The organism is Quyinboa mangrovi, assembly GCF_042219825.1.
Taxonomy (GTDB): domain Bacteria; phylum Bacteroidota; class Bacteroidia; order Bacteroidales; family UBA5342; genus JBHJHP01.
In genome coordinates, this window is record NZ_JBHJHQ010000004.1 from 231,123 (window position 1) to 245,785 (window position 14,663).

11 protein-coding genes are annotated in these 14,663 nt (G+C 39.9%); 5 read left to right on the top strand and 6 right to left on the bottom strand.

The window, feature by feature from the left end; genetic code table 11:
• Window positions 1-12: 12 nt before the first annotated feature.
• Complete coding sequence (gene ggt, locus ACE1ET_RS09790; RefSeq protein WP_375728215.1) at window positions 13-1,707, bottom strand: gamma-glutamyltransferase; 1,695 nt, start codon at window positions 1,705-1,707, stop codon at window positions 13-15.
• Between the two features lie 128 nt (window positions 1,708-1,835).
• Here ggt and ACE1ET_RS09795 point away from each other — a divergent pair, with 128 nt between their 5' ends.
• On the top strand, window positions 1,836-3,239 hold the full coding sequence (locus ACE1ET_RS09795) for a hypothetical protein (RefSeq protein WP_375728216.1): 1,404 nt from the start codon (window positions 1,836-1,838) through the stop codon (window positions 3,237-3,239).
• On the opposite strand, the gene ACE1ET_RS09800 is transcribed toward ACE1ET_RS09795, so the two are convergent.
• Window positions 3,236-3,493, bottom strand: coding sequence for a YkgJ family cysteine cluster protein (locus ACE1ET_RS09800; RefSeq protein ID WP_375728217.1), 258 nt, complete (start codon window positions 3,491-3,493; stop codon window positions 3,236-3,238). The genes ACE1ET_RS09795 and ACE1ET_RS09800 overlap by 4 nt on opposite strands.
• A gap of 90 nt (window positions 3,494-3,583) precedes the next feature.
• The gene (locus ACE1ET_RS09805; protein ID WP_375728218.1) at window positions 3,584-4,861 is read right to left on the bottom strand and encodes a bifunctional folylpolyglutamate synthase/dihydrofolate synthase; all 1,278 of its coding nucleotides are present in this window, start codon (window positions 4,859-4,861) and stop codon (window positions 3,584-3,586) included.
• A 158-nt stretch (window positions 4,862-5,019) separates the two neighbouring features.
• On the opposite strand from ACE1ET_RS09805, the gene ACE1ET_RS09810 reads away from it, so the two are divergent.
• The 3 genes from ACE1ET_RS09810 (at window position 5,020) to xseA (ending at window position 9,466) form a co-directional block, all read left to right on the top strand.
• Entirely contained in the window at window positions 5,020-6,348 is a 1,329-nt protein-coding gene (locus tag ACE1ET_RS09810; RefSeq protein WP_375728219.1) for a PhoH family protein, read from the top strand.
• Between the two features lie 134 nt (window positions 6,349-6,482).
• Window positions 6,483-8,087 (top strand): S8 family serine peptidase, encoded by a 1,605-nt coding sequence (locus ACE1ET_RS09815; RefSeq protein ID WP_375728220.1) that lies wholly within the window; start codon window positions 6,483-6,485, stop codon window positions 8,085-8,087.
• Window positions 8,087-9,466, top strand: coding sequence for an exodeoxyribonuclease VII large subunit (gene xseA, locus ACE1ET_RS09820; protein ID WP_375728221.1), 1,380 nt, complete (start codon window positions 8,087-8,089; stop codon window positions 9,464-9,466). Before ACE1ET_RS09815 ends, xseA begins: the two co-directional genes overlap by 1 nt.
• A gap of 5 nt (window positions 9,467-9,471) precedes the next feature.
• On the opposite strand, the gene ACE1ET_RS09825 is transcribed toward xseA, so the two are convergent.
• The 3 genes from ACE1ET_RS09825 to ACE1ET_RS09835 form a co-directional block, all read right to left on the bottom strand.
• The gene (locus ACE1ET_RS09825) at window positions 9,472-9,654 is read right to left on the bottom strand and encodes a (2Fe-2S)-binding protein (RefSeq protein ID WP_375728222.1); all 183 of its coding nucleotides are present in this window, start codon (window positions 9,652-9,654) and stop codon (window positions 9,472-9,474) included.
• Window positions 9,655-9,676: 22 nt separating this feature from the next.
• On the bottom strand, window positions 9,677-10,054 hold the full coding sequence (locus ACE1ET_RS09830) for a response regulator (protein WP_375728223.1): 378 nt from the start codon (window positions 10,052-10,054) through the stop codon (window positions 9,677-9,679).
• A 122-nt stretch (window positions 10,055-10,176) separates the two neighbouring features.
• Entirely contained in the window at window positions 10,177-11,685 is a 1,509-nt protein-coding gene (locus tag ACE1ET_RS09835) for a DUF6242 domain-containing protein (protein WP_375728224.1), read from the bottom strand.
• A gap of 160 nt (window positions 11,686-11,845) precedes the next feature.
• Here ACE1ET_RS09835 and ACE1ET_RS09840 point away from each other — a divergent pair, with 160 nt between their 5' ends.
• Complete coding sequence (locus ACE1ET_RS09840) at window positions 11,846-14,596, top strand: hypothetical protein (RefSeq protein ID WP_375728225.1); 2,751 nt, start codon at window positions 11,846-11,848, stop codon at window positions 14,594-14,596.
• Window positions 14,597-14,663 lie beyond the last annotated feature (67 nt).

Consider the following 14,663-nt stretch of genomic DNA (forward strand, 5'->3'; position numbering starts at 1 on the left):
AGATATCTTTTATCAATATCCGGCAGCCTGTCCGTCTTTTCTGGATTCAGATGCACCATAATACACACCTTTTTCGGCATCGTACATTATGGCCTGGTAACCGCCGTAAATGCCATCGTCAAAACCCACTTGATGTCCCATGCGCATCAGTTCCCTGATGACAACCTGTGAAAAACCGCTCTCCAACGTAATTTCTCCGGTATCTTCTGCTTTTATTCCTGTTGGTGTGGATGACCCGTTATGATTGATACGCGGTGCGTCGCCTGCTTCCTGGAGGTTCATTTTAAAGTCGATCAGGTTCATCACAATCTGCACATGTCCCTGGGGCTGAAAATCGCCACCCATAACACCAAAACTTATATAGGGTTTGCCGTCTTTGGTAATAAATGCCGGGATGATGGTGTGGAAAGGCCGTTTCCCGGGTTCATATACATTGGCATCCTCCGCGTTAAGACTGAAGAGTTCACCACGGTCCTGCAACATAAAACCCAGGCCGGGAGGTACCATGCCACTTCCCATACCGCGGTAGTTGCTTTGAATCATCGAGATCATATTACCATCCTTATCGGCCACCGTAAAATAAACTGTTTCGCCTTTGCTGATATCACCTGCATTGTATTTTCCAGCTCTGTGCAGATCAATTTCTTCTCTGCGTTTATCTGCATACGCTTTTGAAATCAGGTAATCAACCGGAACATTTGCAAAATCCATATCTGCATAATATTTAGCGCGATCCTCGAATGCCAGTTTTTTCGCTTCTGTGAACAGGTGAATGTGACGTGCTGATCCGTATTCTCTGGGAGAAAATTCATAACCTTCCAGAATATTAAGCATTTCAAGTGCCGTGATGCCCTGTCCGTTTGGCGGAAGTTCCCATACATCATAACCACGGTAGTTGGTTGACACCGGTTCAACCCATTCCGAATGGTGTTTGGCCAGATCCTCAGCCGATAAAAATCCTCCCTGATCCTGAATGAACCTCACCACAGTTTCAGCCACTTTCCCTTTGTAAAATCCATCGCGTCCTTTTGTTGCGATCAACCGGTAAGTGTTTGCCAAATATGGATTCTTAAATACATCACCCTTCCCGGGCGCTTTCCCATTAATAGTATAGGTTTCTCCTACATTCGGAAAACCTTTTGAAATGTAGTAGGGAACGGATCTTTGAATGTAATAGCCGATTAGTTCGGTCACAGGAAAACCGTTTTCTGCATATTCGATAGCAGGTTGCAGGATTTCTTTCATTGATAGCTTTCCGAATTTTTCATGCAGCGTAAACCATCCGTCCACACATCCCGGAACATTGACCGGTAAAGGACCCAGCGGCGGAATCTGCTTATATCCGTTTTCGGTGAAATATTTCAGGGTCAGCTTTTCCGGTGATCTTCCACTGCCGTTTAATCCGTACAGTTTTTGGGTTTTGGCATCCCAGACTATCGCAAATACATCACCTCCAATTCCGCTACCGGTTGGTTCCATTAATCCTAAGGCGGCATTAACTGCAATAGCCGCATCTGCTGCTGTTCCTCCTTTTTTAAGAATGTCAAGTCCTATTTGAGTGGCCAAAGGATGGCTTGTAGCCACCATACCGTGCTGACCCAAAACTTCAGAACGGGTAGCAAAGGGCTTGCCTGTTACACGATCCTGTGCGGATAATGAAGTTAAAAGACACGCAAGCATTGCAGACATTACTATTTTTCTGACCATAATGTTCTGTTTTACGTCCTAAAGATAATAAGCTTTTATTTGAATTCATGTGCAAACATCCGGCTATCTTTGTTGTTAATACATCAAACACCTGCAATTATTTTTACATTTGTATAAATGCTGATATTATGAAAACCCTTGGAATAAAAGAAAAGTCTGTTCATATCAACCTCGATTCAAATTACTATGGAACCATAGCTGAGATTGGTGGAGGACAGGAAACTGCACGTCATTTGTTTCAGGCCGGTGGTGCGTCAAATACTGTTGCCAAATCTATTTCAGCATACGACAAACTGTTTAGCGATCATTTTTACAACGAAGGTAAGCCGGCACGTTATGTTGCTCAGGACCGTTTAAGAAAAATGGTGACGTATGAATATAATGAGCTTATAAAAATACTTGATAAAAAGAACGATCAGAAATTTTTTGCCTTTGCCGATACTGTTGAAACACTGAATTACCATAAAACAAATAATGGTCACGGTTGGCTGGGAATAGCAGTTGAAGGTACACAACGGTATGAGCCAAACCATATATATATTCACGTAAAACTACTTGAAAACGATACCCTTTTGCAACAGTATACACTTGGAACGCTGGGCGTGAATTTGATCTATGGTGGATTGTTTTTGTGGGAGGATCCACGAAAAATTTTACAGGGACTCCTTGATAATCTGGATAGTGACAGGGTGGAGGTGGATTATGTGTATGTGGAAGGTCCCGATATGGATTGGGTAGATAACCGATTGCTAAATCTTATGCTGGTTCGTACCAATATGACACCAGCCATTATGTTTGACAAGGATGGACAGGTGCAGCAACCGGGGGATATGTTATACCGGAAAAATGCCCTTGTTTTCAGAGGCTATTTCAGGCCGATCAATAAGCTTGGGATGGATTTCATTCAGGATAGCATGGAAATCTTTGAACATGACGAAGATTACAAGCCTGATAATACCATTTCGTTCTGCGAGATTTCGCTGAATTATCTGATACAGGATGCTAATCTGGATGAGAAGGACTTTCTGCACAGAGTTGATCTGCTCAATATAATGGGGCAAAGTGTAATGGTTTCCAAGTTTAACCGCTTTTTTCAGTTGGTAGATTATTTCGGACAATTTAAGATGATCAAACTTAGAATTGTTGTTGGATTGCCAACGTTTGAAAAAATTATTGACAGTACTTATTATAACGACCTTCGGGGCGGTTTACTTGAAGCTATGGGAGCCCTTTTCCAGGAGAATGTAAAAATGTATTTGTATCCTTCTCTTGATCATGAAACAGGGGAGGTTATTTATCCTGAAGATATCAGGTTTTCCGAAGAGAATGGTCTGTTATGGCAGTATTTGAATGCAACCAGAAAAATATTAATTCTGAGAGATATTTCACCTGAGCATCTTGGGATTACCACAGAACATGTTACGCAGTTGATAGAAACCGGTGATGAGAAATTATGTGAATACATTCCTGAAGAGGTGATGGATCATATCGCCAAACACCATCTGTTTGGTTACAAAGGAAAGCAATGTTAGGATTGCCTGCAGGATGCTTCCAATTCACTGAGAATCGTTAATGCTTCTTCTCTGCTGTGACCGCAAACCAGCTCTTCTGCCATAAATCCGGCACATACTTTGGGCCTTTCGGGACTGGTAAATATTCCGCATCTGAAATCATTCGTGAGATGGATACACTGTTCTCCGGCTTTTTTCCCGTTTGGCATTCCCGGTATGGGAGACGATATGGATGGAGCTATACAACATGCTCCGCAGTTTTCCCTACATTTCATGAAGCGCAAAAATAATGCAAAATATCAAATGATGGATGCAATTTAGTCAACGGGAGAATATATTAAATCTTTGAGCTACTCACCCGGTGACTAATTGAGATACTCCAGAGCATCTGCAATTAAAAAAATACTTCCGGTAATAACAATAACATCATCAGGTCGGGCCGCTTTTCGGGCCGCATCTATGGCTTGGTCAACTTTCGGATATGAGTTCCCGTTTAAGGCATATCTGCGGGCGTGGTTCTGAAGATCAGTTTCAGGCATTGCCCTTTCAACCTGTGCCCGTGTAAAATAATATCTGGCTTTTTGTGGCAACAGAGGTAATATGGCATCCGGGTCCTTGTCGTTAACCATACCAGTTATAATATGTATTTGCTTTGATCCAAACATTTTCAACTGTTCTACCATTTCCCTGATGCCGGCTTCGTTGTGGCTGGTCTCGCAGATGATATCAGGTGACTCACTGATCACATCCCATCTGCCTTTCAGGCCTGTAATCGATTTTACAGCAGTAAGGGCATTCGCAATAAGATCATCATTCAGATAATATTCAGATTTTAATACATCAAGTGCTGCCAATGCTGTGGTCAGGTTTTTGCGTTGGTAACTTCCTGTTAAATCTGTTTTGTAAGTTTTTTCTCCAACTTTAACTGTCTGAGAAAATGTTTCCCTTAGCAGGATATCAGATTTGTATCGCTGGTCAGCGAAAGTTATGGTTGAACCGGATTCGAGTGCTTTGCTTTTAAAAACAGGCTCCGTTTCTTTTTGAGTTTCTCCTATTACGACAGGAATTCCGGGTTTTATGATGCCAGCTTTCTCACCTGCAATGGCTTCCAGCGTTGATCCCAAGAACTGGGTATGATCGTATCCAATATTGGTGATCACCGAAACCAAAGGTGAAATTATATTCGTGGAATCCAGCCGTCCGCCCATGCCCGTTTCAATAATGGCAATATCTACGCCTTCATCCTTAAAAACTTCGAATGCCATAGCAACTGTCATTTCGAAAAAGGAGGGCTGAATGTTTTCGAAAAGTGCTTTGTGTTCTGCTACAAAGTCAATGACAGATTCCTTGCTAACCGGTTCCCCGTTAATTTTTATGCGTTCTCTGAAATCAAACAGGTGAGGAGAGGTATATAATCCGGTTTTAAAACCGTGCAACTGAAATACAGCTGCCAAAATATGAGAAACCGTTCCTTTGCCGTTTGTTCCGGCTACATGAACTGTTTTAAATTCACGATGCGGATGATCAAAATATGCATCCAGTGCATGAGTATTGTTAAGATTAGCTTTATAGGCTGCTTTTCCAACACGTTGGTACATCGGGAGGCTGCTGAATAAATATTGAAGTGTTTCTTCGTAGTTCATTTATTGTTGATAAAATAACCCGCCGTTTTAAGTTTTGATTTCCAGCTTTTAACCTAATTTATGCTGAGCGAACCAGATGTAAAATTGGGGATAAAAAACGGGGTAAAAAATTCGGGTTCGATATTTTTTTATCTTTAAACCATTACAATATTATACATATGCCTAAAGTAAAAAAATCTTTTGTTCTGGACACTAACGTTATTCTGCACGATTTTGAGTGCATCTATCAGTTTCAGGAAAATGACATTTACCTGCCAATACATGTACTGGAGGAGCTGGATAAATTTAAGAAGGGTAACGACCAGATAAATTTTAACGCGAGGGAATTTACACGAGAGTTGGATAAAATTGCAGGAGACGAACTTTTCACTAAGGGCGTCAGCCTCGGAAGGGGTAAGGGACGTTTGTTTGTGGTTGCCGGTAAGCCTTTCCCTGAATCCATGCAGGAATCATTTTTTGAAATGACGCCTGATCACCGGATCATTGCCATTGCAGACTGGATAAAAAACAATAATCCAAAACAACCAACCATTTTTGTTTCCAAGGATATCAACCTGCGATTGAAGGCTAAGTCTATTGGCGTTATGGCTCAGGATTACAGGACCGATAAGGTTAAGGATCCGGAGGTTATTCATAAGCAGATTAAAATTCATGAAGGCTATGACAGCGACCTGATTGCTAAGCTGTACAAAGAACATGAGGGCATGCCACTGGAGGAATTCAATTTTAAGGAGAAGGTAACACCCAACGACTGTTTCATCCTTAAAAATCATTCAAGCAGTGTTCTGGCTCGTTATGATGCATTTAGTGGTCATATAAAAAAGGTGATGAAGGAGAAATGTTTCGGTATTGAAGCACGAAATGCGGAACAAGCCTTTTCTCTGGATGTGTTGATGAATCAGGATATTAAACTGGTGGCGCTTACCGGTCGTGCCGGAACAGGAAAAACGTTGCTGGCGTTAGCCGCTGCCCTGGCACAACATCAAAGTTATAACCAGATTTTGCTGGCCAGACCAATAGTTCCGCTGGCTAACCGCGATCTTGGATTTTTACCCGGGGACGAGAAACAAAAAATTATGCCTTACATGCAGCCGCTGTTCGATAACCTGAATGTGATAAAACATCAGTTTACTCCGGCTTCAAAAGAGGTGAAGGAAATAGAGATTTTATCAGAAGAGGAAAGATTAATGATTACCCCGCTGGCTTATATTCGCGGACGCAGCCTTTCTGATACATTTTTTATTATTGACGAGGCTCAAAACCTTACACCACACGAAGTAAAGACTATCATTACACGTGCAGGTGAAGGTACAAAGATGATATTTACAGGTGATATTCAACAGATAGATTCTCCCTACCTGGATGAACATTCCAACGGACTGGCGTATCTCGCAGACAGGATGAAAGGACAGGATCTGTTTGCACACATTAACCTGGTGAAGGGCGAACGTTCGTACTTATCGGAATTAGCCAGTATGTTACTTTAATTAAGGCTCTTTAGTTTCAATTTTTCTATAATGGGGAGGTTTTACGGCTTCCCTTTTATTTTTCTAAAACAGATCAGGATTGTAGTGTTAAATTTGATCCTTTCTTTTGTAAATTTGTTGTGTAACTAAGTATTATGTTAAAACACCTGCTGATTATACTGTTCTTTTTAAGCCTGACCCTGAATTCTCAGGGACAGAATAAGAAATATCTTGTCTGGTTGCATGATAAAAACGGAACAGAATATTCCCTGGAACATCCCGAAAAGTATCTCTCTCAAAGATCTTTACAGCGCAGGTTGAACCAGAATGTTAGGATCGATTCGCTGGATATACCTGTATTAAGTAATTATGTGAATATTATAAGGAGCCTGGGGGTGGATATTCGCTGTACGAGCCGTTGGTTGAATACTGTAACCGTTATGACAGACGATACCCTCATAATTAAACAAATTCGGCAATTATCTTTTGTTGATTCGGTAAACCTGACGTGGATTGAACCGCAATTGAAATCCGCTAAAATGAAATTTGAAACCCTGAATCCTGCAACATTTGATTATGGTGCGTCACTGGATCAGATAGCCATGCATAACGGGCAGGAAATGCATGGCATGGGTTTTACAGGAAAGGGAAAATGGATTGCAGTGCTTGATGCAGGCTTTTATCACGTGAATGAACTTCCCGCCTATGATTCTTTGTGGATGAATAATCAGATATTACTCACAAAGGATTTTGTTAATCCGGGCGGGAATATTTTTGAAACACATTCGCATGGAATGGCTGTGTTAAGCATAATGGGTGGAAATATTCCCGGATACCTTATTGGAACAGCACCTGGTGCGTGTTATATGTTGATTCACACAGAAGATGCTGCTTCTGAATATCCAGTTGAGATGGATTACTGGATTGCAGGAGCTGAGTTTGCTGACAGTGTTGGCGCTGATATTATTAATTCATCCCTGGGGTATTCTGAATTCGATGATCCTTCTATGAATTATACACAAAATGACCTTAACGGAAAAAATATCAGGGTTACGCGTGGTGCTGATATTGCAGTTTCTAAAGGTATCTTAGTGGTTAATAGTGCCGGAAATGAAGGGAATAAGGTTTGGAAATCAATTATTGGTCCTGCTGATGGGAAAAAGGTGTTGGCTGTGGGGTCTGTAAATAAAGACAGTACATACACATATTTCAGTTCGCGTGGACCGACTGCGGATGGCAGAATAAAACCAGATGTTGCAGCCAATGGTTATCATACAGTTGTTCAGCTTACGAACGGAACGGTCGGAACCGGCAATGGAACCTCTTTTTCTTCTCCGGTAATGGCTGGTATGAGTGCTTGTTTGTGGCAGGCATTCCCGCGCAAAACAGCACTTCAGATCAGGGACCTTATCATATCTTTCAGCAACAGATATACCTTTCCCAATGACAGTGTAGGGGATGGTATTCCCAATATATACCAGGCATGGCTTGAGGAATCGAAAAAGGAAACCGAACGGTTTAGCATTATTAAAGTGTATCCCAATCCGGCTGTTAAATCGATTTTTGTGGAAACACCTCCGGGGGAAACACTTTCTGTTCTGACTTTATATTCCATGGAAGGCAGAGTTATGGAGGTACGTAGTTTAAATAACGAATTTATACAGAAAATATATTTCCCTGAAGGCATTGCACCCGGAATGTACGTCTTAAAAATTGTAACAAATAAGCGGACCGTAAGTCAAAAAATAAGCGTATTGTAATGCATAACGGTGGACAAAAGCAACTAACACTATCCGAATTATCATCAGTGATCAAACAGACGCTTGATGAACACCTTGAAATTTCATATTGGGTTATAGCAGAAATTGCAGAATATAAGGTCAATTCGTTTTCAGGGCATTGTTACCTTGAGTTGGTTGAAAAAGATGAACAGACCAATACTATCAGTGCCCGGATGCGGGCAACAATCTGGTCGGCTGCATTCAGAATGCTGAAGCCCTTTTTTGAAACCAGTACCGGTATTGAACTGGGAGCAGGATTAAAGGTTATGGTCAGGGGCGTGGTGGAGTACCACGAAATGTACGGAATGAGTTTAAATATCCGTGATATTGATCCTGCATATACTGTAGGAGAGATGGCCCTGAAGATGCAGCAAACTATTGATCTGCTTACAAAAGATGGTGTAATTGATATGAACCGGGAACTGGTACTTCCGGTGCTCCCCAAATCAGTGGCGGTTATATCTTCTTCCAGTGCTGCAGGCTTGCAGGATTTTATGGATCAGCTTAGTAATAATGGGTATGGTTATCACTTTCATGTTAAATTGTTTGAGGCAGTAATGCAGGGAGAAAAAGCGCCTGAATCCATAATGGATGCGTTTCACCGCGTGTTTGAATATGCTGATGTTTTTGATGCTGTAGTGGTACTAAGAGGTGGAGGTGCTGTTCTGGACCTGAATTGTTTTAATGATTATGAACTGTGTTTCATGGCGGCTCAGTTTCCTTTACCGGTTCTTACAGGCATAGGTCATGATAAAGATGAAACGGTACTGGACCTGGTGGCTCATACCAAACTGAAAACGCCAACAGCTGTGGCAGAATTTTTAATTTCCTGCTTTTCGGATTTCGATTCACGTTTAAATGATTTGGCTGACGGAATTTTTTCTGGAACAGAAGATATCCTGAATGACAGCAGAAACAGGCTGACGATGGCGATTTCACAAATTAAACCTGTAACGCAACAACGTATGCTGGAACATGGGTTCATTCTTGATTCATTATCGAAAGATATGCAGGCAGGTGTTCATTTAAGCATCGCGGGACAAAGAACACAGTTGAATTCATATATGAAAGAATTGCAGAAAGATTCGGTTCATTCTGCAAAGTCGAAAACTGAAGTGCTGAATCAGTTATGGTCAAAATTATATTCAGCAGTCTCACAGAAGATTGAGAATTCCCGCCAACTTTTAGTGAAGTATGAAATTAAAGTTAATTATCAGAATCCGGTTAAGATTCTCGAAAAAGGGTATTCAATAACCAGTAAGAACGGATTGGTTGTAAATAAAGTCAGTGAACTTAAGAAGGGCGACAGGATTGTTACTATATTCTCTGATGGTAAAAAATCAAGTACCGTGGATTGATTACTTTAGAGTTTTCCGTCCAGGACATCGTTAAGGATTTGTTCAATATCCGGAATACAGGTTCCACATACACTCCCGGCATCGGTTTCATCCAACACCTCGTCCAGAGTGGTCAGGTTCTTTTCCTTTATTATATTTATAAAATCATCTTTTGATATTCCAAGATGATTGCAAATTATTTCACTCATAAAATTTAAATTAAAAAGCCGATTATAAATAATCGGCCATTGTATCCAGTAAGAGTTTTGACTTTATCGGTTTGGACACATGGGCATTGAAACCATAGTTTCGTATTTTTTCTTCATCTTCCCGCATTGCATAGGCTGTAAGTGCAATGACAGGCATTTCACTATTCTCAGATTTTAATTTCTCCATGACCTCATATCCATCCATTTCAGGCATTCTGATATCCAGAAGTAACAAATCAGGCTTTAATCCATTTTCCAGTTGTTCAAAAACTCCCAGTCCATTTGTAACCCATGTTATGTTAATCTTTGTCTTTTTTAAAATAGCCTGAACTAACAGGAAATTGGTTTCCACATCTTCGGCAACCAAAACCTTTTTATCGTCCCATTGGTAGGTATCCATACAACTTTTTAATTCAAAAACCAGCGTAATATTAATAAAAAATTAACAGACTAAAAAAATTAATTTAGAATTTCTTAATTTAAAAAACCTTTCCGGCTTTTTTCAAACTTTAAAGCTAGACTTTAATTGGAATACTTTTTCATTTCTCCTTCCCAGAAATCATATAATACTTTAACCTTTAAAGTATATTCAGTGGAGTCACTATTAGGAGTTAATGTACTGTTTTCACCGCCAATAACATAGACGGTATGATCCGGAGTTAAAACAACCTGCTGGCCAGCCCTTGCAACGTAATCAAGACCAGGGAATAAATTTTCTTCTTCCAGGTCGTAACCAGACAGGAAGGTTAATCCTCCGTCTTTTGAAACCTGGATGGTATGATTCGTAACACCATCTGAATTTATTCCACCAAATAACCAAAGATTACGGTCCAGTGTAATAAGAGTGGCATCCGACAATGTTTCCATATCTGTTTTAGGGAAATTAATCCATACGTTTTTATCTTGAAACGACCAGAACAAGCCCGAATTGCTTCCATCTGCCAATTCTCCGCCATAAACCTGACCATGATCTTCGTATTCGCATGAGGTACTGAAGCGGACAGCCATATCCGAGGGAATATTTGCTCCCTGAGACCATTCACTGCCATCAAAATACCACGCGGTATAGTCAGGTTCTGGTACTTCTCCTGATGTTGTATAGGGCATATCTTCTACAGTTGTTGCAGCTGTGTTCAGAGAACTTCCACCCCAAACAACCAATTCGTTGTTGAATACATCGGCATTTTTAAATACGGAATGCATTCCTGCCGGATATTTGGTTTTCGCCCAGTTCAACCCATCTGGAGTACTCCATATTTCTTCGTTTGCCGTAAACGTGTGCGAACTGCTATCCCAGCCAATGTATCCAATGATGTAGGCTTTTCCGTTATATACTTTAACAGTGTGGTATATGCCGTTAGGAAAATCTCCACGTATACTTACATTTTGCCATGTTATTCCGTTATCTGATGAATATAATGTTGTCAGGACTTCATCTGTTTCGGGATCAATATTTCCGGATAAAACAAATAATTTATCATTTAAATAAAACGATTCAGAATAAGCGGTCAGACCGGTAGGGATGCTGTCGGAGAGCTGCGCCCAGGTCATTGAACCCGGATATGTTTTATTGGCATTAATCACCACATGGTAAAATGTAAGATGATTTCCATCCTGTGAAAGTACTTTTAGCAAAACAGTATCCGAAAAGTCAATTGCAGTTTTACCGGATGTAATAGAAGTAGTAATAAGAGAATCGATCATCACACTGTCTACCTCAACTTTTTCCATGTGTTGCCAGTATATTCCGGCTTGACCCTCTGCCACAAAAACAGGTACCAGGGGATCTTTCAATGAACCGTAGGGGAACACTTCATACGGGTTGGTTATTAATCCTGTATCTTCTTCTGTTGCAGGTTGTGTTATAATAAATTCAATATTTGATACTTCTATGGCATTATTCTGATCCGGAATATAGAAAGAAGTCATGATACCTTTGTCGGAATAAGTGACTGTATTATTGAAACAGGATGTCAAAGTGAAAATTATTGCTGTTATAAGCAGGAGTGTCCAAAGTTTAGTGTTTGTCATTTTTTATTATTTGTTTGCAAACCTATTAATAATTTTAATTCTACAAAAATAACTGTTTTTCGCTTATAATATTTTGTTGATTAAATATTAAAAACCTTCACTGCTGTAATGTTGGGATTACGTTCTGAATTTCAGAAATTTGCTGAAAACAATCACCGATATGTTACGCAGGATCCTTTATTTTCTTTCTGTCATTTTGTTGGCTCTTGTAATTATACTGTTTTATAGACGATTAAATGAAAAGCCTGTCAAAGAATTGGACAACCATATGTTTCAGGCTATTCCATCTGACGCAGCTTTTATTATTACGTCTGAGTCGATGATTAGTTTCATAAGCGAACTTGAAACGCAGAATTTAGTTTGGAAAGACCTGATTAAAACACCAATGATCGGAAAAATTTCTAAAAGTTTAACAGTTTTAGATTCCCTTCTAAGTAGTAAATCTGAATTGAAAGCGGGTCTTGATAACAGCGAGATAGCGGTCTCTTATCAGGTGACAGGAAAGGATGATGTGGTTCCGCTTGTTGTCATTCCTGTTCTTGCCAAAATATCTTCTGCGAACATGAAAAGTTTCATTAACAACAATTCACAAGGCACCAGGACGGATAAGAAATACGATAACATAACCATTTATAATTTTATTGACAGCAGTGGATATTCAGGATATTATGTATATGATAACTACCTGGTCTGGAGTTCGTCTGAAATTGCCCTGGAAAGAAGTGCCCGGGAGTTTCAGAATAAAGCTGGAGTTACCATTAAAAAGGGTTTTAATGAGATATTTGCTACAAGGGGATCGAATGCACTGGCAACTGTTTTTATTAATACAGACGAACTAATGTCCATGTTAAAACCTGTAGCTTCAAAACCATTGGTTAATAAGCTGGAACAAATTGCCGGAGATAACAGCTGGTTTGGTGTTGATGTAAGTCTTCAGAGTAACCTGCTTTCTTTTATGGGATTTTATTCCATAAATAACTCAAACTATGTTTCAGCTTTCAAGGGACAAAAACCTTCAGAAATCAATATTCTGGATGTTGTGCCTGTTGGTGCGCAGCAGTTCTCTGTAGCAAACATTAGTGACTTGAACCTTTTTCGAAGTAACTATAAAAAATATCTGGAAGCACAAAATAAGCTGGAAGCCTATAATATATGGATCAACAAGACCGGAGATCTTCTGGGGCAAAATCCGGAATTGTTTGCAGATGATTTCTTCAGTGGTGAATTTCTGAAGGTCACTTATGCCGGGTATACCAATAATAAAAGAAATTCCTATCTGATTGCTAAAGTTAAGGGAAACAGTCTTGCAGAAAATGCCCTGAACGGAAAAATAAAATATTATGCGGAAAAGGAACGCAAAAAGCCTAAGGCTTTTATCGATGAACTCAGGATTGACAAAGATTTACAATATATCTGTTACGATTTTGACCTGTCTGAAATGATTGGCATTCTGTACGGGAATATTTTAAAAAGTGACGATCTTCATTTCTGGGCACTCTATGACAATTATCTTTTTGCAGCACCGAGCAAAAAAGTCCTGAAGGATATTATTTATGCCAATGTTCTCGGTAAAACATTGCCCAGACAGTCGTATTTTGATGATTTCTACCACAATCTTTCCATCTCTTATAACCTGTTGTTTTATCAGGACAGCAGATCGATACCGCTGACATCAAAAGATTCCTGGAGTGAATCATTCTATAAATCTCTTCCGGGAAATAACGACGTATTTTCGAATCTTAACGGAATAGGATTTCAGGTTGATGCTTCCGGTAAATTTCCATACGTTAATATGATAATGGACTATTCAGGTCAGCAAAAGTCTGATGCTGAAACTATCTGGCAAAGTCTTCTGGATACAAGTTTCATCATGAAACCGGCTTTGGTATTGAATCATTATACCAAAGAGAACGAAATTTTTGTTCAGGATTTGAAGCATACAATATATCTCATTAATCCTTCCGGCAGAATTTTATGGAAGAAGTCGCTGGGTGAACCAATAATAAGCGAAATATATCAGGTTGACAGCTATAAAAACGGCAAATTGCAGCTTCTGTTTAACACAGCGACCCGGTTAATAATGCTCGACAGGAACGGTAATTATGTGGAACGGTATCCTGTTAAGCTACCTTCCGGGGCAACAACGGGTCTTGGATTGGCAGATTATGATAACAGCCGAAATTACAGGATATTTATACCTGTTAAGGATCGCAGAATATTGCTTTATTCAGTGGATGGGAACAGGGTTAAAGGCTGGAATTTCGGTAAGACGGATCACGAAGTATTACGTCCGGTTCAACATATAAGATTTGGTAAAAGAGATTATATTCTTTGTGCGGACAGAAACCGGGTATACATTCTTGACAGACAGGGAAAAGAACGTGTAACGCTTTCGGATCAGTTCAGTAAAAATGAGAATGTGGACTTCTACCCACTTGCCAAAGGCCCGGGAGGTGCAGAAGCGATACTGACCGGTGACACTCAGGGTAACCTTGTGACCATAATGATGTCAGGGGTGGTGAACAAACGTAAATTACCACTGAAAACCCAAACATATCAAATGGTAGTTGAAAATATAGATGGGAGTGGCGGTACCGAGATTATTACTGTTGAAGGCACATCGATGAAAGTTTTCGATTATACGGGTAACCTGCTATTCGAACGCGTATTCCCAAACAATATAACTGACTGTCCCAATATATATAAATTTTCTGCACGCGATTATAAAATTGGAATAGTGGACAGGATACAGCAAAACATTTATTTGTTTAATAATGACGGTTCTGAAAAAAGTGGATTCCCGCTGACAGGCAATACGCCATTTTCCATCGGATTTTTAAAATCTTCGGGAAGTTTTAATCTGATTGTTGGAGGAAGGGATAACTACATTTATAATTATATTGTAAAATAGCTTTAATCCATCCGCTTTTATAATTCACATGCAATTGCATTTATGGGAATTTATGCGTACTTTTCAC

What these genes read in the sequence shown, in the direction of transcription:
- ACE1ET_RS09795 (WP_375728216.1), top strand. Translation starts at nt 1,836, where the DNA reads ATGAAAACCCTTGGAATAAAAGAAAAGTCTGTTCATATCAACCTCGAT.
- ACE1ET_RS09815 (WP_375728220.1), top strand. Translation starts at nt 6,483, where the DNA reads ATGTTAAAACACCTGCTGATTATACTGTTCTTTTTAAGCCTGACCCTG.
- ACE1ET_RS09835 (WP_375728224.1), bottom strand. Translation starts at nt 11,685, where the DNA reads ATGACAAACACTAAACTTTGGACACTCCTGCTTATAACAGCAATAATT.
- ACE1ET_RS09805 (WP_375728218.1), bottom strand. Translation starts at nt 4,861, where the DNA reads ATGAACTACGAAGAAACACTTCAATATTTATTCAGCAGCCTCCCGATG.
- ACE1ET_RS09840 (WP_375728225.1), top strand. Translation starts at nt 11,846, where the DNA reads ATGTTACGCAGGATCCTTTATTTTCTTTCTGTCATTTTGTTGGCTCTT.
- ACE1ET_RS09830 (WP_375728223.1), bottom strand. Translation starts at nt 10,054, where the DNA reads ATGGATACCTACCAATGGGACGATAAAAAGGTTTTGGTTGCCGAAGAT.
- ACE1ET_RS09810 (WP_375728219.1), top strand. Translation starts at nt 5,020, where the DNA reads ATGCCTAAAGTAAAAAAATCTTTTGTTCTGGACACTAACGTTATTCTG.
- ggt (WP_375728215.1), bottom strand. Translation starts at nt 1,707, where the DNA reads ATGGTCAGAAAAATAGTAATGTCTGCAATGCTTGCGTGTCTTTTAACT.
- ACE1ET_RS09800 (WP_375728217.1), bottom strand. Translation starts at nt 3,493, where the DNA reads ATGAAATGTAGGGAAAACTGCGGAGCATGTTGTATAGCTCCATCCATA.
- ACE1ET_RS09825 (WP_375728222.1), bottom strand. Translation starts at nt 9,654, where the DNA reads ATGAGTGAAATAATTTGCAATCATCTTGGAATATCAAAAGATGATTTT.
- xseA (WP_375728221.1), top strand. Translation starts at nt 8,087, where the DNA reads ATGCATAACGGTGGACAAAAGCAACTAACACTATCCGAATTATCATCA.